Here is a 20,232-nt window from a genome sequence, read left to right on the forward strand (position 1 = left end):
GTTCGCTGCTGTGGGTATGACTTTTGTTCCCGGACAGAACGCGCCGCTGCAGGCGCCCGTGGTGACGTTTCGAGCCGAGAGCCAGACGCCGTTCGACGTGTCGGCGCTGGTAGCGGACGCGAACCTGCGGGCATTGACGTCCGCGGACTTCGTTTTCTACAACCAACCGTCCACCGCTGGAGTGCAACTCGACGAGAGTGGCATCCGGGTGGAACTCGATCGACTTCACCCCGATGCGGCGGCCGTGTTGTGCATCGTGAGCGTGGATCCGGCAGCGACGGCCGCGGGAGCCATTCGCACGGCCGGGCTCTCCGCCACCCTGAGCGATCAATCCGGTTCGGTCCTGGCCGAATTCGCGATCCCCACCGCAGGTACCGAGACAGCGGTCATCTGCTGGGAGCTGTACCGAAAGTCCGGTGCGTGGAAGATCCGGGCCGTAGGGCAGGGCTACGCGGGTGGTCTGGCGGAACTGATCTCGGTGCACGGCGTCGAGGTGGACGACGAGCCGGCCCAACCAGCCCCGACAGCTGCGCCCGCGTCGGACTCCGCGGTGGAGCCGTTGGAGGTGGGCCGCGGTCTCGAACGTGCATGGATGATCTTCGAGGACGCCTCACGATCTGCCGCTTCCTTCGTCTCCAGCAGTGAGTACGCGCTGGCTCGGCTGGACGAAGATCTGACAGCAGCCGTCGCAGATCCGTCGTTGCGGAACTCGGCAGCCGGAGTGGCAGCGCGTGATGCCGCACAGAAGCGTCACGACGATCTCGTCTCACTCGCACGGGACAATCACGCCCGCGACAGCGCCCAGCTTGCGCACGAACTCGGCGTGATCGACGGCGTGCTCCCACGGTCGATGGCGTCGTGGAAGTCGGTGTCGTGGGCGGGAACAACCGATCCGGCCCAGATCACGGCCGTCAGCGACGGAATGCGTCTGGGCGAGCTGTCGGCTCCGGACCGCGGCACGCTCACCGTTCCCTACTGCGTCCCGCTCCCACTGCGTCGACCCATCTGGGTGGACAGTACGTCGAGCAAAGCAGCGCTCGGTCTGATCAGTGCCGTCACCGTGCGCGTCATGGCCGCAGGCCCGATGCCGCTACTCGACGTCGTCGACCTGACCGGCTCGCTCACGCCACTGACCGACCGACTGGCACCGATGCTCGCGGGGCCGGTCATCACCGCTCACACCGAGATCTCAGCGCGTCTGCGGGCACTTGCCGAAGCCGTCGACATGGGCGAACTCGCGCGAATGAGTGGCGTCGCAGATGGCCCGAGTTCCCTACGACTGTTGATCCTCAGCGATTTTCCGCACGGATACTCCGCCGAAGACGCACAGACCGTCATGTTCCTCGCCGAACGTGGACCGGCAATCGGTTTGTCGATACTCATTGTCGGAGAGGACGAGTCGAACTTCGCGGAAGAGTCCGTCGCCGCGCTGTCCGAGGGGTGCCAACATCTTTCGGCAGCAGGGCAGACGGAGGTTCACGATCCGTGGACCCGCACGCAATGGCACTTCACCCCGGACGTGCTCGACCCGATCTCCGAGTCGCGAATTCTGGCAGTGTTCGACCGCACCTAGCGGCCGATGGCGGATTGCCGAGCGCACAGGCAGAGTGGTGGTACGACCACGCGCGGTGTGTGGCGGCAATACTCGAGGAGACTCATGGCATTCTGGGATCAGTTGAAGGCTAAGGCTCAGGAGATGAACGGTCAGCTCAAGACAAAGACCAGCCAGTTCCAGAACAAGGAATTCAAGAACGCGAGCATGGCAATGTGCGCGTTGATCGCCGCCGCAGACGGTTCGATCGATCCGTCGGAGCGTCAGAAGACCGCCGCGCTGATCATGAGCAACGAGTCGCTCGCGGTCTTCCCGCCGGACGAGCTTCGTGAGCAGTTCGACTGGTACTGCAGCAAGCTGTCCTCGGACTACGAGTTCGGCAAGGTCGAGGCAACCGCGACCATCGCCAAGCTCAAGTCGAAGCAGGATCAGGCCCGCGCGGTCATCCAGATCGGCATCATCATCGGCGGCGCGGACGGCAACTTCGACGAGCACGAGCGCGGCGTCGTACGCGACATGTGTTTTGCAGTCGGAATCTCTCCGGCCGAGTTCGATCTCTGATCTTCAGAGGACGAAAGCGGGTGCAGCGCGAAAGCGCTGCACCCGCTTTTCTTTTCAGTACTCGGGATAACCGTCCTCGGGTCCCAGCATGCGCTCGATTCTCGTCCGCGTGATCTTGGCGAGCTCGTCGACGCAGACCTTGCGCTCGACGGACCGCTCGTTGGACATACGCTGGCCGATGTTCGCGAGCAGGTCGTCGGCGTCGTGGCCGTGCGAACACCACAGATAACGGAAGCCGAAGTTCCGCTCGTACTCCTCGCCGGCGCGATAGATGGTAGCCATGACGGCGTCGTCGGGAACCCAGATCGAGCATTGCTCGAGGTGGGACGGCACGCTGTTCTTGCGCACGCCTACGGGTGGATGGCATTGCAATGCTCGCTCGACGTCCTCGTCCGAGAGGTTGAGAATCGCGTCCTCGGCTCGCGACAGGATCTCTGCGTGATCGGCGAACGGACGTCCGTCGCTGACCCACCCGGCCCACGTCAGAGAGCAGCAGCACTCGAACAATGCGTGAACCGCCTTCTGTCGCGGTAGTTCGTTGAAGCGCTCCAACCCGATCGATTGATGTAGCAGCATGTGACCTCCCGGCCCGTTGTGCCTTCAGGCGCGCTCGACATGCCGCGCGGTAACCAGATGCGCGGCCAATTCGATAATCCGCCGCTTCACCTGGGAAAGGAAGGTTTGCTCACCGAGTTTTCAGGTTCTTAACGCGGCGTAACGAGCTGACCCACACAACGCAGGAACCCCACGGGCGGCAATCGGGGGCGTATCCAGCTAGGCGCTTTGCTCGCAGCTCTCGCGGTTGCGATTGGCGGCGATTTGTCCCGCTGGTGACATCGATTTGATTCGAAGTCGACCCAGTGGATAGCTGGCCAGGCTCTCTAATCGCGCGCAATTCGGGAGTCAGTGTCAATCTTCGAAGTTCGTGATTTGGCTGTGGAATGTCCAGTTGCCGACGTCTCGGTGTGCACAGAGTTCACTCAGAAGTGAGTGCGTCCGCTAGCTGATGTAATTGCCTCCGTGTCTCAGCCTTTCGTGCTGCACGAGACCAAACCTAAGCGCACGGTACTCGTTTCAAGAACCTTCTGCCGATCAGGGAGTTTGGCTGGTCCAGGGGAGAAGCCCGAGGTGGCTATCCAGCCCACAACTTCCCGTATTCGCGGCACCCGAAGATAGTCGAACCAGTACGCCGGCGCCGCCGGTTCGCGCAGAATGGAAGTCGGCGCAGACACCGACGAACCACGGGAGCGATGCGATGATCCGACGACGGCTCGGCCAAGCATTGATGGTGATCGCACTCGCCTCCGCGGCCGTTTCGACCGCGCCCGTCCACGCGCAGGAACCGGCGCCAATCACGACGCCGGGCACAGTGACCGCGGCAACTTCCCTGCCGCACTCCTTCTGGATTCCCGGCACCGCCAACGCATCAAAGCTCACGTACTGGTCCACGGGTCCGCTGAACCGGCCCGCGTTGAGTACGGGCGCGCTCTTCCTGCCCCCCGGCGATCCACCCGAAGGCGGTTGGCCGGTCATCTCGTGGGCTCACGGCACTGTAGGTATTTCCGACCAGTGCGCTCCTACCGTGACCGGGACCGTCGGCAGTCCATACCTCACGAACTGGCTCTCGCAGGGGTACGCGATCGTCGCGACCGACTACGTGGGGCTCGGCACGCCGGGAATCCACGCGTACCTGGACGGACCGTCGGCGGCGCACAGCGTGATCGACATGGTGCGTGCGGCGCGTGCGGTCGAACCGTCGCTCTCACCGCGGTGGTTGGCACTCGGACAGTCTCAGGGCGGGCAGGCCGCTATGGTCACGGCAGCGATCGCCACACGGTACGCGCCCGAATTGGACTACCGGGGCGCGGTCGCGACCGGGGCGCCGTCCAATCTGGAGAACCTTGCACCACTCGTGGGGCCGGACTTTCCCCGCTTGCCACTGACCGGCAGCACCGTGTTCGTCTCGTACCTCTTGGCCGGACTGCGGGCGGCGCGACCCGATCTCGACATCGATCGCTACCTGACACCGCGCGGCCAGGATGCCCTGGCCCGAGCCGAAACCGACTGCTACCAGGACATGGCATCGGGCCTCGGCGACCTCACGATCGGCGATCTGGTGAACCGGCCCCTCGACGATCCCGCGGTGCTGGCTGCTGCTCGCGGCATGCTGGAGATCCCGACGACCGGGTACGACCGGCCAGTGTTCCTCGGGCAGGGGCTGACGGACGAGATGGTACCGGCACCGCTGGCTTTGAAACTCGCGGCCGAACTCGCCGCCAACCGCCAGCCAGTTACATTCCGAACATATCCGACCGGTCATATCGAGACGATGCGGGCAGCGCTCCCCGAAAGCCTCTCCTTCGCCTCGAACCTCTTCCAGCCGTAGGCTAATTCATGCGTTTGTCGCATGGCTGGCAGGGGTAACTGTGCGAGTCACCGATAGCAGCGGAAACAACCTCGTCGAAATCGACATGCTCGTGACCGCGGACGCCATCACCGAATTGCCGGCGACCTAGGGATCCGGCCAAGGCTTCGGGTCAGGTCCGCTTGCCGCTCGCGATCTCGTCGGAGAGCTGCTGCACGTGGGCGGGGTCCGCGTCCCGGGCAAGGGCGACGTAGTGGTCCATGACGGCCGGCCGGTAGCGCACGGGCAACGTCTGTCCTGGGGCGAGTCGTGTCAGCTCGGTGATCGTGAGGTCTTCGTCTGCGATACCGCGGAACGAGATGCCGTCGGCGGTCTCTACGTCGAACATCAGGACGACGCGTGGACTGCCGTCGCTGCTGACCTCTCGCCAGTCGACGAGAACGCCGAGTGCAAGTGCCGCCGTACGCAGTTCGGCATTTCGCTTGCGTGCACCACTGCTCAGGAGAGGATTCGGGGCGACGCCCGGGAAGTCGGGCCCGACGCCGAGCGATTCCCGACTCAGGTCAGGCCGGAGCTTCGACATCACATCGTCGAGCGTCATCTTCGAATCGTGGCGCTTCTTCTTCCAGCCGAACATCCTGCCCTCCCTCACTACGGTGCCGGAATCTCGGCCTGGCGCTTCGCTCTGACCGCGATGGTATGTCGCGGTCATTCCAGATCTCCGTCGCATCGTCCCGTCGCGATGGGTCGCCGTCTGCCGTCGTGGACGGGCTCGGTCAGTGCACCTGTCTGTCGGACGAGCCACAGACCAGGAACCCTTGTCAGGTGGATCATCTACTGCATCCGCTTGCTCGGCGGTCCGGCCACCTGCGGTGTCCTCGCGGAGAGAAATTCGCCTCGCTCCGCCATGACTTTTCCGCAGCACTGGCAGGCCACGATCGAGCGCTACGGCACCACGCCCGAACAGGCCTGCGCGTGGGCAATTTGGATAAAACTAAGCACCGCAACAAAACCCGACGCCATTCGAGATTCGACCGACTACCAAACCGGTCGCTCCGGAGCGAAAATAACTAGCCGACCTCGACACCGCGAAGTTTCACATCCACTGGAGCCCTTCTGAGACACGTTGCGATTCGGCAACTGTTGAAATCGATTTCGCTCCGGAGCCGTTTTCTGTCGTGGTTGTCGACGCCGTCGAAGTCCCCTATGGCATCTCCGATGGAGATACATCCAACCCCGGGTCAGCTTCGCCGGAAAGTCGAGTATGGTCCGGTCATGGGCCGACTCACAGAACTACTCAAGTCCGTAAGATCACTCGGATCACGCAAAGACACCGCCGCCAAGCAGGAAAAACGCGCACTGGATCGGTGGGAAAACGAAGGCGGCCCTGTCGCAGAGGATCCACGACAACGCTGACCCCGGACGAGTGCCAGCGCGCCTGGACCGATCAACCCAGCCAGAATGGGCCGCAACTACCCGATCGGCGCCGGCAGCGCAGACCTCTACGCACACGGAAGTGCAACAGACGTTTTCGACGGCTGAGTTCGGTCGCACTACGTCGTGGGCAGTGACGAATCCCCGTGGTGACCAGTGGCTATGACGACCACCTGAACAACAGCGTCTTCAGGCATCTCGGGGTAGTAGTTGACCCGGAGTTGTCTTGCGAAATTCGTCATGTCGGTGCCGGGTGGCTGGCGAGCTGCTAGCGGCGACAGATGAGCGAGATCGTACGTTTCTACAGCAGTGACCTGTCCTGCAAGGGGGCGGGCGGTCGGGTGATTATCGAAGATGAAAATTGCCGGCCCTTCGTGTATGTCTTCGCGCCAGCGGACGGTGGAAACTTTCGCGCCAGAAACCACTGCCGTGTAATGCTTCTGATCAAAGTGCACGGTTTGAGCAGGCGCGCCGGTCGTCATGTTCGCATTGTCCACTAAGCGTCTGCTCCGGACCATAGATCGAACGAAGAATCGCGTTCACCCACTCCCCGCCCGGTAAGCCCGTCCTGCTCCTAACTGCTTGTCGCTGATATTCGCCGACTTCCGAGGCTGCAGATGTTCACCGGATGCGTTCTCGCAGGATGCTCGAACATCGTGGCCGAGTCGGTTGTGCCCGAAGCAATCAACAATGCTGGCTGTGCGAGCAACGCCGCATCTGTACGCGCGTGGGCGGTCAAGGGGAGTGCCGTGTCAACCGACGTGGACGTGGGGCCGTCGGGACTGATCGGGCTCGGCGCGGCGGAGAACCTCACGGGTCACCGGAGCCGTCTCACCCTCACCGATGAAGAGGAATCGGAGCAGGTACATGATCGGATTTCCCTCCGTCCATTCGAAGTAGACGTCGGGAATCACGCCGGTGATGTCCCTCGTCCGCAGGAGAACCGCCGCAATGGTGTTGGGGACGGCAGGGCTGTCGACCCAGAGAATCCGGTGCTCACCGCGCTGTCGGCCGTGGACGAGGAGGTCGGTGCTGAATTCGGAGGAGTCTGTGACGTTGACTTCGATGAAGATGATCGACTCCGCCTCCGGGATGTTGCTTTCGGCGCGCTGCTGCGATTCCTTCTGCCGATACTCGTCCTCGTCGAGACGGTCGACGTCGTGCGCCACCATCGCGAGGTAACCCTTCTCGGCTGCCTCGGCGATGAATTGCAGCGCCGTCTCGTCGAATTCGACAGAGGTTGCCCGTAGTTCGAAGGCTCGCGAGATCCGGGAAAGGAAGGACACCACCATGATCGCGGCGATGAAAAACGACGCCACTTTCACACCGTCTGGACGTTCGAAGATGTTCGCGATCGTCGTGTAGACGAACAAAACTGCGACAAAACTGAACCCTACGAACAGTTTTCGCTGACCGTGCTTGCGGGCGGACAGGGCAACGGCGACGGTCGCCGACGAGATGAGCACGAGGACACCGGTTGCGTACGCGGAACTCTGAGCGTCGACACCGGCGTCGAAGTAGATCGTGACGGTGATGGCGATGACGCTGAATACGAGGACCAGCGGACGCACGGCGCGGGCCCATGACGGCGCCATGCCGTAGCGGGGCAGATACCTCGGAACGAGATTGAGCAACCCTGCCATTGCCGACGCACCGGCAAACCAGAGGATCAGGATCGTGCTGAGATCGTAGACGGTTCCGAAGATCTCACCCAGATAGTCGTGCGCGAGGAAGGCAAGCGCGCGGCCGTTGGCAGCGCCTCCGGGCTGGAACTCGTTCTCCGGGATCAGGATGGTGGTGACCAGGCTCGACGTCAGCAGGAATCCACTCATGATCAGTGCCGCCGTGGTGAGCAGGCGCCGTGCGCCTTTGATGCGTCCGCGTGGATTCTGTTCGGTGTCGTGCGGCTCGCCCTTGATCTGCGGCATGACCGCGACCCCGGTTTCGAAGCCGGACAGGCCGAGCGCCAACTTCGGGAAGACGATCAGCGCTATCAGGATCATCATCGCCGGATTTCCGTGCTCGGTGGTCATGGCGCGCGTCCAGTCGGTGACCAACGACGGCGCAGTCGCGATGTGCCACAAACCCACGGAGATGACCACCACGTTCAAGGCGAGGTAGACGGCGACCAATCCGACCGCGATGCCGATAGCTTCGGTGAAGCCGCGGAGGAATACCGCAGCGAGGAGCGCAAGCAAAACCAGGGTGACAGCGACGGTGTGTCCGGAGAGAAAGGTTGGTGCAAAAGGATTCTCGACGAGGTGCGCCGTGGCGTCGGCAGCCGAGAGCGTCATGGTGATGAGGAAATCGGTGGCCGCGAAGCCGAGAAGCACGAGAACGAAGATCTTGCCGCGCCACTTGGGGAGCAGCTTCTCGAGCATGGCGATCGAGCCCTCGCCGTGCGGACTCTCGCGGGCCACTCGCCGGTAGACCGGGAGCGCACCGAACAGCGTCAGCAGGATCAATACGACTGTCGCGATGGGAGCCAAGGTGCCGGCCGCCAGTGCCGCGATACCGGGTTGGTAGCCGAGAGTGGAGAAGTAATCGACACCGGTCAGGCACATCACTTTCCACCACGGGTGGCGCTTCTCCTTCTTCGGCGCCATCCGGTGTGGCCCCAGATGTCCGGCGGGTTCCTCGGTGATGTCCGCGAGCAGCCAGGCCTCGGTGCGTTGTTTCACAGACGGGACCGGGTTTTCAGCCGGGACCTCGTTGTCGGCTGCGGTCACCACGGCGTCACGGCTTCAGGTACACATCGTTGAGCGTGACCGTCCGCAGGTTCCGGCTCCGGATGATGTCCACCAGTTGCGGATACACGTGGGTCACGGGCAGATAGTTGAGGTGTCCGATCACTATGGCCCCTGGATTGAAGTACTGGTTCGCCATTTGGAGGATGTACTCCTCGGTGATCAAGGAAGAATCCGACAGTGACCCGTACCAGAGGGTGGGCACGGTGTAGCCGACGCTTGCGGCCACGGAATCGACTGTCGCGTTGTGCCTTCCGTACGGCGGTCGAAAGTACGGCGCCGCGTCCACGCCGTAGGTGTTGCGCAGGAACGTTCCGTTCTTCGTCAGCTCGTCGGCGATCTGCTGCTTCGACACGGACGTCAGATCCGGGTGCGAGTAGGTGTGATTGCCGAGCTGAATTTGTCCGCTCTCGACCAGCGGTCTCAGAAGTCCGGCGTTTTCGGTCCACGAGTTGTATTGCCCGTTGACGAAGTACGTCAAACGGATACCGGTGTCTTTTGCGAACTGTGTGTAGAGGCGCACGACTTCGGAGCTGGCCCCGTCGTCAACCGTCAGGGCGAGCAGATCTCCGCCACCTGGCAGGGCGGTCAACGATCCGCCACCGGGCAGTGGCACCCGGGCAGACGGCGGTGGAGGCGGCAACAAGGCGGGCGGCAGATCGGGGACAGGCGCGGGGTCCGCTGGTTCGTCGGCTGCGGCGACCGCCGTCCCGACCGAACGTGACGAACAAGCGGTTCCCATGGTCACCGCGGCGGTTCCGGTCAGGGTTGCTGCTGCGAGGGCACTGAGGAAGCGTCGGCGGTCCACAGGGCGGAGCCTAGAGCAGATTTGCCCAATTCGGACTTCATTCTCAGCGTTCTTTCAGCGAATGACCAGCTGTGTCCGGTATCGACAGGTTCTACTCAGGAACGGTGGATAGCGTGTCGGCCGTGGAACCGCGACCTCGACACTCGGCAAACAGGCACAGGCGTAGGCGTCAACCGCAGCGGTCGACGCTCTCGGTGGGGCGCAAGCTGGCGGCCGCCTCCTTGTCGACGACAATTCTGGTGGGCGTCGGAATCGGGTGGTACGTGCAGTCGGATCTCACGTCGGGGCTGTATCGATCGGACGCGCTCTCCGCTCTCGGTGACGACGCCGGCAGTTCACCAGGCGGGGATACCAACATCTTGTTGATCGGGCTCGACAGTCGTAAAGCGATGGACGGCAGCGATCTGCCGGCAGAGTTCGTCACCGACAAGTTGCATGCGGGGGACAGCGACGTGGGTGGGTACAACACGAACACGCTTATCCTGCTCCATGTTCCGGGCGACGGCGGCAAGGCCAGTGCGGTGGCGATCCCACGCGACGATTACGTCGCGGTGCCCGGCTACGGAATGGCCAAGATCAAGGAAGCCTACGGAATGGCGAAGGCTGACGCGGACGCCAAACTCGTAGCGGACGGTGTGACGGATCCTGCTGCGCGAGAACAGCAAGCGCGGGAAGTCGGAAGGCGCTCGACATTGACCACCGTGCAGAATCTGCTCAAGGTTCCGATCGATCACTTTGCCGAAGTGAACCTGATGGGCTTCTACGACGTCGTCTCGGCTATCGGCCCCGTTCAGGTGTGCCTCAACAATCCGGTGCAGGACGACTTCTCGGGTGCCAACTTCCCGGCCGGGATCCAGACTCTCGATGCGTCACAGGCACTTTCGTTTGTCCGTCAACGCCACGGTCTCGACAACGGGGACTTGGATCGCACCCATCGGCAGCAGGCATTCATCAGTGCGGTGATTGCCAACCTGAAGGGCTCAGGCGTCATCGGCAACATTCCGAAGATGACGGCACTCGCCGACGTGGTGAAGAAGGACGTGGTGATCGATTCCGCCATGGATCCCGTCCGATTCGCCTCTCAGGCAAGCGCTCTCGCGGGTGGGAACATCGACTTCTACACCCTGCCCATCGAGGGATACGAGACCGTCGACGGCCAGGACGTCAACACGGTCGATCCGGCGCGTCTGCGTAGTGAAGTGTCGAGGATCTTCGCGGGAGGCGACTCTGCGTCTGCCCCTGCGATGGACACCGCGATCTCGACCGGGAACGAAGTTGTGGACATCCGCAACGGAACCGCGACGGACGGGTTGGGTGCCGCGTTGGCGTCGGAGATGAAAGCGTCGGGAGTCGAAGTCGGCGAGGTGAGCACCGCACCTCCGACGGCAAAGTCGGTGGTCAGCTATGGGGTCGGCGCCAAAGCCGTCGCAGAGGCGCTGGCCGAGCAGTTGGGTGTGGTCGCGGTGTCGAACGAGCAGGCAGCGGCCGAATCAGTGTCTGTACTGATCGGCGAGGACAATGCGCAGACCGTGTTCTCGACTGCTCCGGTGCAACCCGGTCCGTCGGTATCGGCCGGGACCGTTCCCGACACGGGAGCGCAGGGATCACCCATCCGAGCCGACGCGAATGGCGGCATCCCCTGTGTGGACTAACTCTCAGGTAATTCGCACGAAACTCACGCTGACTTCTTCGGTCTGCGGGTCTACATTGGAGAAGTCGAACTCGGTCGGGTACTTCACCTTTGGGGTACCTGACTGAGATTGCGTAGTTGAAAGGATCACCGACATGGCTACAACAGCAGCGGTACAGAATCCGACACGCTCACGTGCCAGGACCATGTCCTTGTCCGAGTACGTGGCCGAGCATCCGGCGCAGCGCGTTTTCCCGCCGACCAGTGAGCGGGCGGCCAGGATGGCGATGCTCATCATGTTCGCCCTGATGGCCGTCACCCTCGTCGTACTGGTACTCGACGAGGCAGGAATTTTCGGATGAAGGCAGCGGTCTTCGGCTGAGCCCGACCTTTAGTTACTCTTGAGTAATGACTGAACAGAAGAGCTGGAATGCGTTTACCGTCGAGCGCGAAGACAACATCGCCCAGGTGACGCTGATCGGGCCGAGCAAGGGCAACGCGATGGGGCCGGATTTCTGGAGTGAACTCCCCGAAATCTTCGCCGACCTCGACGCCGATCCCGAGGTGCGTGCAATCGTCATCGCCGGTTCCGGCAAGCACTTCTCGTTCGGCCTGGACCTGCCGGCGATGAGCGGCGAATTCGGTGCCGTCCTCGCGGACAAGGCTCAGGCGGGCCCGCGCACCAAGTTCCACGACATGATCAAGCGCATGCAGTCGGGCATCAATGCCGTCGCAGACTGCCGCAAGCCCGTCGTCGCAGCTGTGCAGGGCTGGTGCATCGGCGGCGGCGTCGACCTGATCACGGCAGCGGACATCCGCTACGCGAGTGCCGACGCCAAGTTCAGCATCCGCGAGGTCAAGGTCGCGATCGTCGCGGACATGGGCAGCCTCGCGCGTCTGCCCGCGATCATCGGCGACGGACACCTGCGTGAATTGGCTCTGACCGGCAAGGACATCGACGCAGCGCGAGCCGAGAAGATCGGTCTCGTCAACGACGTGTTCGAAGATGCCGACGCAGTACTGGCCGCGGCGCGCGCGACCGCCAAGGAGATTGCTCTCAACCCGCCGCTCGTGGTCCACGGCATCAAGGACGTGCTCGATCACACCCGCAGCGCGAGCGTGAACGACAGCCTTCGCTACGTCGCAGCCTGGAACGCGGCGTTCCTGCCTTCGCAGGATCTGACCGAGGCCATCACCGCCGTCTTCCAGAAGCGCCCGCCGGTCTTCCAGGGTGAGTAGAAACTGCAAGGGTGAGTAGGAACTGCAAGGGCGAGTAAAAACAGCACAAAAAATCCCCGCACATCTTCCGATGTGCGGGGATTTTCGTAAGGCCTGAGAACTCGAGCTCAGTGACCGCCGTCGGCAGCGAGACGCTTGATCGAAGCCTCGATCTCGGCCTCTGCCTCGGCGCGGCCGACCCAGTTGGCTGCCTCGACGTGCTTGTTCGGCTCGAGGTCCTTGTAGTGGACGAAGAAGTGCTTGATCGCGTCGAGCTCGAACTGTGAGATGTCACCCAGATCCTGGATGTGATCCCAGCGGGGGTCGCCGGCCGGAACGCAGAGGACCTTGTCGTCTCCGCCGGCCTCGTCGACCATCTTGAACATCGCGACTGCGCGAGCCTCGACGATGACGCCGGGGAAGACCGACTCGGGGAGCAGGACCATGGCGTCGAGCGGATCGCCGTCCTCACCCAGGGTGTTTTCGATGAAGCCGTAGTCGGCCGGGTAGCCGAAAGCTGTGTAGAGGTAGCGATCGAGTTTGACGCGACCGGTTACGTGGTCGACCTCGTACTTGTTGCGCTGACCCTTGGGGATCTCGATGGTGACGTCGAACTCCACGCCGATTCCTCGCTGTCGTGTCGGTAATGATTCGTCGGAAGGATATCGGGTCAAGGATAAGGTTGCCTGACCACCCAGTAGGCAGAGCAAAGACGGAGGGGCGTTGGCGGGCCAAGGAAAGAAGAAGATCGGCTCGTTGGAAGAGAGTCGACGGCGTAACTTCCGCATCCTTCTGGCGGTCGGTGCAGTGGTTGTACTGGCCGTCGCCGGAGTTGTCGTCGTGAAACTCGGTACGTCGAACGACACCGCGGGCAGCGCGACCGTGACTACGTCGCCGCAGCCTGCTCTCGTGACGCCGTCACCTCAGGTGGTGCCCGTCCCGACGGACGCACCGATCCCGAGCGCGTCGGGAATCGCTGCGGCGATCGGCCCGGCCGTGGCCAACCCGGATCTGGGGAAGTTCACCGGAGTCGTGGCTGACGCATTGACCGGCAACGTTCTGTGGAGCGCAGACCCGTCGACGCCGATGACGCCTGCGTCCACGACGAAGGTGCTCACCGCATCGGCGGCACTGCTGAAGTTGCCGCTCGACCACAGGCTGTCCACGACGGTGGTGCCCGGATCGAGCCCCGGCCAGATCGTTCTGGTCGGCGGCGGGGACCCGACGCTGACGGCGACGCCGAAGGGGCAGAGCGGGTACTACGCCAACGCCGCTCACATCGCGGATCTCGTCGACCAGATCAAGGCTGCCGGTACGCCGGTGACCAGCGTCGTGGTGGACTCGAGTTTGTTCAAGGGGGACAACATGGCCACCGGCTGGTTCCCCGCTGACATTGCCGCGGGCTACATCACTCCGATCGAATCGGTGATGATCGAAGGTGGTCGGTACGACGGCACTCAAGACGAGTCGCCACGTTCGGAGACTCCCGCATTGGACGCGGGCAAGGTGCTCGCTCAGGCGCTGGGCGTCGATCCCGCCAACGTGAGTCTCGGCGCGGCGCCTGCCGGTGCCAAGCCAATCGCCACTGTGCAGTCGGCGCCGCTGAGCGACCGGCTGCTGCAGATGATGGAACATTCCGACAACGTGCTCGCCGAGACCATCGGGCGTGAGGTCGCGATTGCCTCCGGAATCGAAGCCTCGTTCACCGGAGCCGTCGACGCGACCGGTAAGACCTTGCAGGCGGCCGGGTTCGACTACACCGGAGTTTCGCTGCACGATTCCAGCGGACTGTCCGTCGACGATCTCATTCCCGCTCAGGTACTCGATCGCGTCATGACGGCTGCGGCCGGTGACGGTGATCCGAAGCTTCGTCCGCTGCTGGACTACCTTCCGGTGGCCGGCGGAACGGGAAGTTTGTCCGACCGCTACGCGTCCGGAAACCGAACCGGTGCGGGTTGGGTGCGGGCCAAGACGGGAACTCTGTCGACGGCCAGCGCGTTGTCAGGGTTCGTGGTCGATCAGAACGGGCGAGTGCTCACCTTCGCACTGATGTCCAATGACCGGCCGCCAGAAGTGAGCCGTCCTGCCCTGGACGCGATTGCCGGAGCATTGAGGAATTGCGGGTGCCAATAGTGGCCGAAAAGACTCCACACGATGATGAAGCCTCGGCTCCGCTCGGTGGTGCCGTCGACTGGAGTCTTGCCGCCAAAGCCGGGATAAAGCTGGCGCGCGGTGGCCCCGCGATGTCTCGCTACACGGCCGAGACGGCAACCGCAGAACTCGCCGAAGCGTCCAAGCGTGCAGAACTGCCGGTTCGTGAGGTGACCGGTTTGGCCGACGGCCTACCGGTCCCGGCCGCTGACGTGCTCGACCGGGCCGGGTGGATCACGGCGGCCTCGCGGTCGATGGCGCATCTCACCGGCGCCGACCCCGACGGCAGTGGCAATCTCATCGTCGGAAAGCCGGCGGGCTTGCAGGCCGGAGCAATGCTGGCGTACCTGTCTTCGGCGATCCTCGGGCAGTACGACCCGTTCACCGGCGAGCACGGCACGCTGCTCCTGGTCACACCGAACATCGTCTCCGTCGAACGGTCCCTTCGGCTGAATCCGAGTGACTTCCGGTTGTGGGTCTGCCTGCACGAGGTCACTCACCGGGTCCAGTTCTCTTCCTCGCCGTGGCTCGCGGAGTACATGAAGGAATCCGTCGAAACGCTCGGAGCGACGGTGGACGAGTCGATGACCGACGTAGTCGGGCGCCTCGCCGCAGAGCTGCGTTCGCGGAAGGAACCCGACTCCAGTGACGGTGCGACGGCGGGCGGGATCATCGGCCTGCTGCGTGCCTCGCAGGCAGAACCCCAGCGTGACGCGCTGGATCGGATGCTCGTGCTCGGCACCCTCCTCGAAGGGCATGCCGACCACGTGATGGACGCCGTCGGCCCTGCCGTGGTGCCGTCGGTGGCCACTATCCGAGCGGCCTTCGACAAGCGTCGGCAGCGCAAGTCCAACCCCGTGCAGCGGATCATCAAGATGCTGCTCGGCATGGACGCCAAGATGGCGCAGTACGTACGCGGCAAGGCCTTCGTCGACGCGGTGGTCCTCAAGGTCGGCATGGAGCAGTTCAACACCATCTGGACCGGGCCCGAGACCTTGCCGTTGCTCGACGAGATCGACAATCCCGACGCGTGGGTAAAGCGCGTTCTCGGCTAGATGCTGCTGCCTGAGACGCCTGCCCTACTCGCGTTGCGACAGGCTGTGCGGGCGTGGACGGTCGCATACGAGCCGCGACGCCGTGTGGTCGTCGCCCTGTCCGGGGGAGCCGATTCGTTGGCGCTGACCGCAGCAGCCGTGGCGGAAACCGATTCTGTCGACGCGTTGATCGTGGACCATCGACTACAAGACGGCTCCGATGCCGTCGCACGCTCGGCCGCGGATCAGGCGCTGGCGCTGGGTTGCCGGACCGCGACGGTGCTGACCGTCGACGTAGCCGATGGTGGGAGTCTCGAGGCCGCAGCGCGTGAGGCTCGGTACAACGCCCTGCGCGACGCCAGGACTGACCTCCCGGTTCTACTCGGACACACGCTCGACGATCAAGCAGAGACCGTGCTTCTCGGACTATCCCGCGGGTCCGGTGGGCGATCGATTCAGGGTATGGCGGCATTCGACGCCCCCTGGGGACGGCCGCTGCTCGGCATCCGTCGATCGGTGACCAGGGCGGCCTGCGTCGACCTGGGAATCACGCCGTGGGAGGACCCGCACAACGACAATCCCGAGTTCACTCGTGTCCGTCTGCGGCACGAGGCGTTGCCGCTACTCGAAGAAATTCTCGGTGGGGGAGTTCCCGAGGCGTTGGCCCGAACCGCGACGCAGTTACGTGAGGACGGCGAAGCGCTCGACGAGTACGCCGAGGCCCTACTCCTACGGGTTGTCGTCGACGGAGAAGTGGAAGTGGACACACTTGCCGAAGCTCCCACCGCAATCCGTCGACGCGCTCTACGGGCCTGGCTACTGCAAGGTGGCGCAAAAGCATTGACCGACAAACAATTACGCGCGGTCGACGCCCTGGTGATCGACTGGCGGGGGCAAGGCGGCGTCGCGATCGGGGGCGGAACACCGGAGGCGAGGTTGGTGGCGGCCCGGCGACGTGGCAGGCTGATCCTCGGATTCGAAGACCGACGAAGGGTTTGACGCGTGTACGAGGGCGACATCGCATCGGTACTGATCTCCGAAGAACAGATCCGTGCTCGAACGGCGGAACTGGCTGAGGACATCGCCAAGCGTTACCCGACAGGCGCCCCCGAAGGGGATCTCCTGCTGATCGGCGTCCTCAAGGGAGCGGTCTTCTTCATGACCGACTTCGCCCGCGCCCTGCCGATCCCGTCGCAGATGGAATTCATGGCCGTCAGCTCCTACGGATCCTCGACCTCGTCTTCGGGCGTCGTCCGCATCCTCAAGGACCTCGACAAGGACATCGCTGGTCGCCACGTGCTGATCGTCGAGGACATCATCGACTCCGGTCTCACGCTGTCGTGGTTGATGCGCAACCTCAAGACTCGTAACCCCGCTTCGCTCGAGGTCGTCACCTTGCTCCGCAAGCCCGACGCGGTCAAGATCGACGTCGACGTCCGGGACGTGGGCTTCGACATCCCCAACGAGTTCGTCGTCGGTTACGGCCTCGATTACGCCGAGCGGTACCGCGATCTGCCGTACATCGGCACCCTGGACCCCGAGGTCTACGGCGGCTGAGCCTGCTCGCTGGTTAGAACTCTTCACATTTCGGCACCTCTGCATCAGTCCTGCGAACGGACGACAGACAGGTCTCCGAGGCGTCGCTAGATTCACGGAATGCGCTATCGACGGCTTATTCGGTGACCCTTCCGCCACCACCGCCACCCCCGCCCCCACCTCCTCCTGGTGGGGAGCAGCAGTACAGGAGTGCCCAACCGCAGGGCGGTCTGTACCAACCTCCGACCACGAACGGCCTCGCAATTGCCGCCCTGGTCGGGGCGCTCGTGCTGGCACCGGTCGGCATTGTGCTCGGCCACATTTCGCTGGCGCAGATCAAACGAACCGGTGAGCAGGGGCGAGGACTTGCAATCGCCGGTCTGGTCATCGGCTACATCTTCACCGGGCTTCTGGTGCTGTCGATCGTGTGGATGTTTCTCATTGCCAATGCTGTCACCCGTGCGTTCGACGACTACGACAGCGCGTCTTCTCTCTACTACACATCCGAATCGTCGAGTACGACTTATCCGACGTACTCGACCACCACATCCCGGACGGTGGCGCCGACGTTCAGCGGTAGCGACACGGCATCGGTCATCGCCAATGCCTCGGTAGGTGACTGCATCGTCCGAAGGCTCGGGGCAGACAAGGGCGACGGGACCAGCGAGACATACGTCAGTCCGGTCTCGTGCAGCTCGAGCAGCGCCACACACCGGGTAGTCAGTCGCGGCACGTCCACATCTTCGTGCACCGCCGATTGGGTCCGCAAAGAGAGTCCGGTCGTAGTGCTTTGCCTAGCGGACGAATGATCGACAGAGGGAGACACAACCGATGACGTTGCCGCCCCCGCCTCCACCTCCACCTCCACCCCCGCCCCCGATTTCACCACCGCAGGCTCCGGTTGCCGGACATCCTCCGCCCTCTCGATCTCGTGGCCGAGGATGGATTGTTGCCGTTGCAGCCCTTACCGCCGTCGCGGCCCTCGCCGCAGGCGCCGTCACCGTTGTCACGGTTCTACGATCGGGAGACACCGATGGACCTGTGGCCGGCCAGCTGGTCAACACCTACCCCACGCAGCCGACGCCAGGGTGGTCGTTGGACGTTGACGAGGTTCTGCCGGGCGGAAGATTTCTGTGGCCGGATTCGCTCGGTGCGAGCTATGGAACGGCGAGATTCATCGACGTGGGACAGACTCTGATCACTACGGTCGGTCCACAGCAGGGACAGCAATCCCAACTTGTTGCAGTCGACGCCGAAAGCGGATCCATTCGATGGCAGTCGCCGGTCGCCGGCACGGTGTCGTGTGCGACCGCCGCGATCGATGCAGCCCTACCTTGTGTCGTCAGGAACCCTGGTGGAACAGCTCGAATCGTTTCCTTCTCGCTCGACTCGGGGGCGATTCGTTCGAGTGTCGACACCGACACAGCCACCTTGGTAGAGGTTTCCGACGGAGCGGTCTTCACTGTCGGCGGTACCCAGTCCGGGCTGGTGATTTCGCGCGGTACGCCCAACGATCTCGACGCGGCGTGGACAACGACAATTCCACCGGAAACCGACTGCGTCGGATCCGGCGATTCGCATTCGTTCGAGATCGTGGACGGCATCGTCTATTACTCGAGCATTGGATCGACGGCGCTCGACGCGGTCGATGGCGCACTGCTTTCGAATCCGAATCTGGGTGGCTACGAGGCACTTCCAGGGCAGGGTTTTGCCGGCGTCCTCTGCGCGATGCCATTTCCCTCGGACGGATACTCCAGCATCGTGTCCGACCGCGACGGTGCCGAGAGATTTAGAGTTGACGAAGACGCACCGGCATCACCGTGGCTTGTCTCGGCATCGAACTCTCGTCCGTACATCGGCTCGCACGGTGCCTACGACATGAACGACGGCACCGAGCTGTGGTCGGTCATCGGCGGAGACCACTTCTCGCTACGCCGGATCGTCGGCGACATCGTGTTGGGCAACGACTCGGACACGCTCTCGGCCTACCGAATCGACACAGGGGAACAGTTGTGGTCGACCAAGATCGGTGACTACTTCTCTTACTCGGTCTCGGACGGTGAGCGAATTCTCGTCCACCCCAACGACGGCAGGGTACTTGCCGTCGAACTCGACGACGGCTCCATCAGCTGGTCACTCGATTCCCACACCAACCACTGGTCTTGGTCGAAGGCCCACGACGGACTCGCGTCGATCTCCAATGACGAATTCGTCTACTACCGACCGACCGGCGGACCGTCGGGAGCGCCAGGCAAACTGCCCGCTGTCCCTGAAATCGACGGAGGCGACGAGTACGTCACGAAATGCGGACGGACGCCGACCCTGACGCCGGTTGAATACCGCACGCAGGCAGAGGGTCTCGTCGTCCGAATGGAAATGAAAGCATCATGTCCCGGCGGAGACATCGTCTCCACCGACGCACTTCGGGTGTCGATCACCGACACCGGCCAGAGCGTTGCATCGGCGGTGTTCGACTTCTCCGATGCCCCGATCTACCTTCCCCGAACCGATGGGACGAACACGACGAACTCGATCCAGCGCGAGTTCCTGTACGACCTCGGTAGCTTCTGGAGGCTGCCGAACACTCTCGGTGAGTCTTCGAGCCTGACCAATTCGAGAGCGTCAGGTGCTCAACTCGTCGAGTGTGAGGACGAGGGGACAAGTGATGCCAGCCTGACGTCCGGGCCGGCATCGCGAAGTGACACCAATACGCCGATCCGGCCCACACGTAGCGCGCAGCCGACAACGGGCGACGTCGAATCTGCGAGTCTCGACGCCCTCCGAGCTCAAGCCGACGCCGATCGTCCGTTTGTGACCGGTGACCTCGCAAACAGGTGGGTGGCTCAGATCTCCTCCAAGCGGGTTGGGCTCGATGCGGCGGATATCAATGGCGCTCAGGTGCATTGGACTGCTGCCCAGATCCTGCGACAGCATCTCGAACTTCGTCTCATGTATCCGGAGGTGCGTCTGCTCTGGAGTGACGAATGGCGGACCTTCGATCTCCGGGGTTGGTGGATAACCGTCGCAGGCTTGACGTTTGCGGATGCGGATGCAGCCAACGGGTGGTGCGATTCGAAGCGGATTGCCAACGATCAATGCTTCGCCAAGATCGTCAGCAACGATCGCGATTCGTCGGGTACCACCAAATATCGGCGATAGTGCCTGAGCCGTTTGGCGCACTTCCACATCTGAGGAG

General features: G+C 63.2%; 18 protein-coding genes. 12 read left to right on the forward strand and 6 right to left on the reverse strand.

What is annotated here, in order from left to right; translation table 11 throughout:
• Positions 1–16: 16 nt before the first annotated feature.
• Together ABWI03_RS26400 and ABWI03_RS26405 are read left to right on the forward strand one after the other, a co-directional pair.
• Positions 17–1,573, forward strand: a complete 1,557-nt coding sequence (locus ABWI03_RS26400; RefSeq protein ID WP_298773540.1) for a TerD family protein — start codon at positions 17–19, stop codon at positions 1,571–1,573.
• Between the two features lie 84 nt (positions 1,574–1,657).
• Entirely contained in the window at positions 1,658–2,113 is a 456-nt protein-coding gene (locus ABWI03_RS26405) for a tellurite resistance TerB family protein (RefSeq protein ID WP_003941110.1), read from the forward strand.
• Positions 2,114–2,167: 54 nt separating this feature from the next.
• Here ABWI03_RS26405 and ABWI03_RS26410 read toward each other — a convergent pair whose 3' ends face one another.
• The gene (locus ABWI03_RS26410) at positions 2,168–2,689 is read right to left on the reverse strand and encodes a 2-oxo-4-hydroxy-4-carboxy-5-ureidoimidazoline decarboxylase (protein ID WP_095970800.1); all 522 of its coding nucleotides are present in this window, start codon (positions 2,687–2,689) and stop codon (positions 2,168–2,170) included.
• A 679-nt stretch (positions 2,690–3,368) separates the two neighbouring features.
• Here ABWI03_RS26410 and ABWI03_RS26415 point away from each other — a divergent pair.
• On the forward strand, positions 3,369–4,499 hold the full coding sequence (locus ABWI03_RS26415; RefSeq protein WP_298773547.1) for a lipase family protein: 1,131 nt from the start codon (positions 3,369–3,371) through the stop codon (positions 4,497–4,499).
• Between the two features lie 151 nt (positions 4,500–4,650).
• Here ABWI03_RS26415 and ABWI03_RS26420 read toward each other — a convergent pair whose 3' ends face one another.
• From ABWI03_RS26420 to ABWI03_RS26435, 4 genes are all read right to left on the reverse strand, one after another.
• On the reverse strand, positions 4,651–5,190 hold the full coding sequence (locus tag ABWI03_RS26420; RefSeq protein ID WP_298773549.1) for a hypothetical protein: 540 nt from the start codon (positions 5,188–5,190) through the stop codon (positions 4,651–4,653).
• 841 nt (positions 5,191–6,031) lie between these two features.
• Complete coding sequence (locus ABWI03_RS26425) at positions 6,032–6,394, reverse strand: ASCH domain-containing protein (RefSeq protein WP_124568977.1); 363 nt, start codon at positions 6,392–6,394, stop codon at positions 6,032–6,034.
• 270 nt (positions 6,395–6,664) lie between these two features.
• Positions 6,665–8,644 (reverse strand): amino acid permease, encoded by a 1,980-nt coding sequence (locus ABWI03_RS26430; RefSeq protein WP_298773552.1) that lies wholly within the window; start codon positions 8,642–8,644, stop codon positions 6,665–6,667.
• 4 nt (positions 8,645–8,648) lie between these two features.
• Positions 8,649–9,467: a polysaccharide deacetylase family protein gene (locus ABWI03_RS26435; RefSeq protein ID WP_298773554.1), complete on the reverse strand. Its 819-nt coding sequence runs from the start codon at positions 9,465–9,467 to the stop codon at positions 8,649–8,651.
• A gap of 122 nt (positions 9,468–9,589) precedes the next feature.
• On the opposite strand from ABWI03_RS26435, the gene ABWI03_RS26440 reads away from it, so the two are divergent.
• The 3 genes from ABWI03_RS26440 (at position 9,590) to ABWI03_RS26450 (ending at position 12,336) form a co-directional block, all read left to right on the forward strand.
• Complete coding sequence (locus tag ABWI03_RS26440; RefSeq protein WP_298773556.1) at positions 9,590–11,119, forward strand: LCP family protein; 1,530 nt, start codon at positions 9,590–9,592, stop codon at positions 11,117–11,119.
• A gap of 133 nt (positions 11,120–11,252) precedes the next feature.
• Positions 11,253–11,459 carry a hypothetical protein gene (locus ABWI03_RS26445; protein WP_124568973.1) on the forward strand — a complete coding sequence of 69 codons (207 nt, stop codon included), beginning with the start codon at positions 11,253–11,255 and terminating at the stop codon, positions 11,457–11,459.
• A gap of 46 nt (positions 11,460–11,505) precedes the next feature.
• Positions 11,506–12,336 (forward strand): crotonase/enoyl-CoA hydratase family protein, encoded by an 831-nt coding sequence (locus tag ABWI03_RS26450; protein ID WP_007727023.1) that lies wholly within the window; start codon positions 11,506–11,508, stop codon positions 12,334–12,336.
• 107 nt (positions 12,337–12,443) lie between these two features.
• Here the strand turns inward: ABWI03_RS26450 and ABWI03_RS26455 are convergent, their stop codons facing one another.
• On the reverse strand, positions 12,444–12,935 hold the full coding sequence (locus ABWI03_RS26455) for an inorganic diphosphatase (RefSeq protein ID WP_020968339.1): 492 nt from the start codon (positions 12,933–12,935) through the stop codon (positions 12,444–12,446).
• A 103-nt stretch (positions 12,936–13,038) separates the two neighbouring features.
• On the opposite strand from ABWI03_RS26455, the gene dacB reads away from it, so the two are divergent.
• From dacB to ABWI03_RS26485, 6 genes are all read left to right on the forward strand, one after another.
• Entirely contained in the window at positions 13,039–14,448 is a 1,410-nt protein-coding gene (dacB, locus tag ABWI03_RS26460; protein ID WP_200314506.1) for a D-alanyl-D-alanine carboxypeptidase/D-alanyl-D-alanine endopeptidase, read from the forward strand.
• Positions 14,448–15,521: a zinc-dependent metalloprotease gene (locus ABWI03_RS26465; RefSeq protein WP_214879873.1), complete on the forward strand. Its 1,074-nt coding sequence runs from the start codon at positions 14,448–14,450 to the stop codon at positions 15,519–15,521. Before dacB ends, ABWI03_RS26465 begins: the two co-directional genes overlap by 1 nt.
• Complete coding sequence (tilS, locus tag ABWI03_RS26470) at positions 15,522–16,499, forward strand: tRNA lysidine(34) synthetase TilS (protein WP_200314514.1); 978 nt, start codon at positions 15,522–15,524, stop codon at positions 16,497–16,499. It abuts the gene before it with no gap.
• Positions 16,500–16,502: 3 nt separating this feature from the next.
• Positions 16,503–17,057 (forward strand): hypoxanthine phosphoribosyltransferase, encoded by a 555-nt coding sequence (hpt, locus tag ABWI03_RS26475; protein ID WP_020906068.1) that lies wholly within the window; start codon positions 16,503–16,505, stop codon positions 17,055–17,057.
• A gap of 122 nt (positions 17,058–17,179) precedes the next feature.
• Positions 17,180–17,845: a DUF4190 domain-containing protein gene (locus ABWI03_RS26480; RefSeq protein WP_214879871.1), complete on the forward strand. Its 666-nt coding sequence runs from the start codon at positions 17,180–17,182 to the stop codon at positions 17,843–17,845.
• Between the two features lie 22 nt (positions 17,846–17,867).
• Entirely contained in the window at positions 17,868–20,195 is a 2,328-nt protein-coding gene (locus ABWI03_RS26485; RefSeq protein ID WP_298773568.1) for an outer membrane protein assembly factor BamB family protein, read from the forward strand.
• The last annotated feature ends 37 nt before the right edge of the window (positions 20,196–20,232 follow it).

This window comes from Rhodococcus baikonurensis, assembly GCF_040489275.1.
In the GTDB taxonomy this organism is placed as follows: domain Bacteria; phylum Actinomycetota; class Actinomycetes; order Mycobacteriales; family Mycobacteriaceae; genus Rhodococcus_F; species Rhodococcus_F baikonurensis.

Coding starts and splice junctions, on each gene's coding strand:
- ABWI03_RS26400 (WP_298773540.1), top strand. CDS start 17: ATGACTTTTGTTCCCGGACAGAACGCGCCGCTGCAGGCGCCCGTGGTG.
- ABWI03_RS26405 (WP_003941110.1), top strand. CDS start 1,658: ATGGCATTCTGGGATCAGTTGAAGGCTAAGGCTCAGGAGATGAACGGT.
- ABWI03_RS26410 (WP_095970800.1), bottom strand. CDS start 2,689: ATGCTGCTACATCAATCGATCGGGTTGGAGCGCTTCAACGAACTACCG.
- ABWI03_RS26415 (WP_298773547.1), top strand. CDS start 3,369: ATGATCCGACGACGGCTCGGCCAAGCATTGATGGTGATCGCACTCGCC.
- ABWI03_RS26420 (WP_298773549.1), bottom strand. CDS start 5,190: ATGACCGCGACATACCATCGCGGTCAGAGCGAAGCGCCAGGCCGAGAT.
- ABWI03_RS26425 (WP_124568977.1), bottom strand. CDS start 6,394: ATGACGACCGGCGCGCCTGCTCAAACCGTGCACTTTGATCAGAAGCAT.
- ABWI03_RS26445 (WP_124568973.1), top strand. CDS start 11,253: ATGGCTACAACAGCAGCGGTACAGAATCCGACACGCTCACGTGCCAGG.
- ABWI03_RS26450 (WP_007727023.1), top strand. CDS start 11,506: ATGACTGAACAGAAGAGCTGGAATGCGTTTACCGTCGAGCGCGAAGAC.
- tilS (WP_200314514.1), top strand. CDS start 15,522: ATGCTGCTGCCTGAGACGCCTGCCCTACTCGCGTTGCGACAGGCTGTG.
- ABWI03_RS26485 (WP_298773568.1), top strand. CDS start 17,868: ATGACGTTGCCGCCCCCGCCTCCACCTCCACCTCCACCCCCGCCCCCG.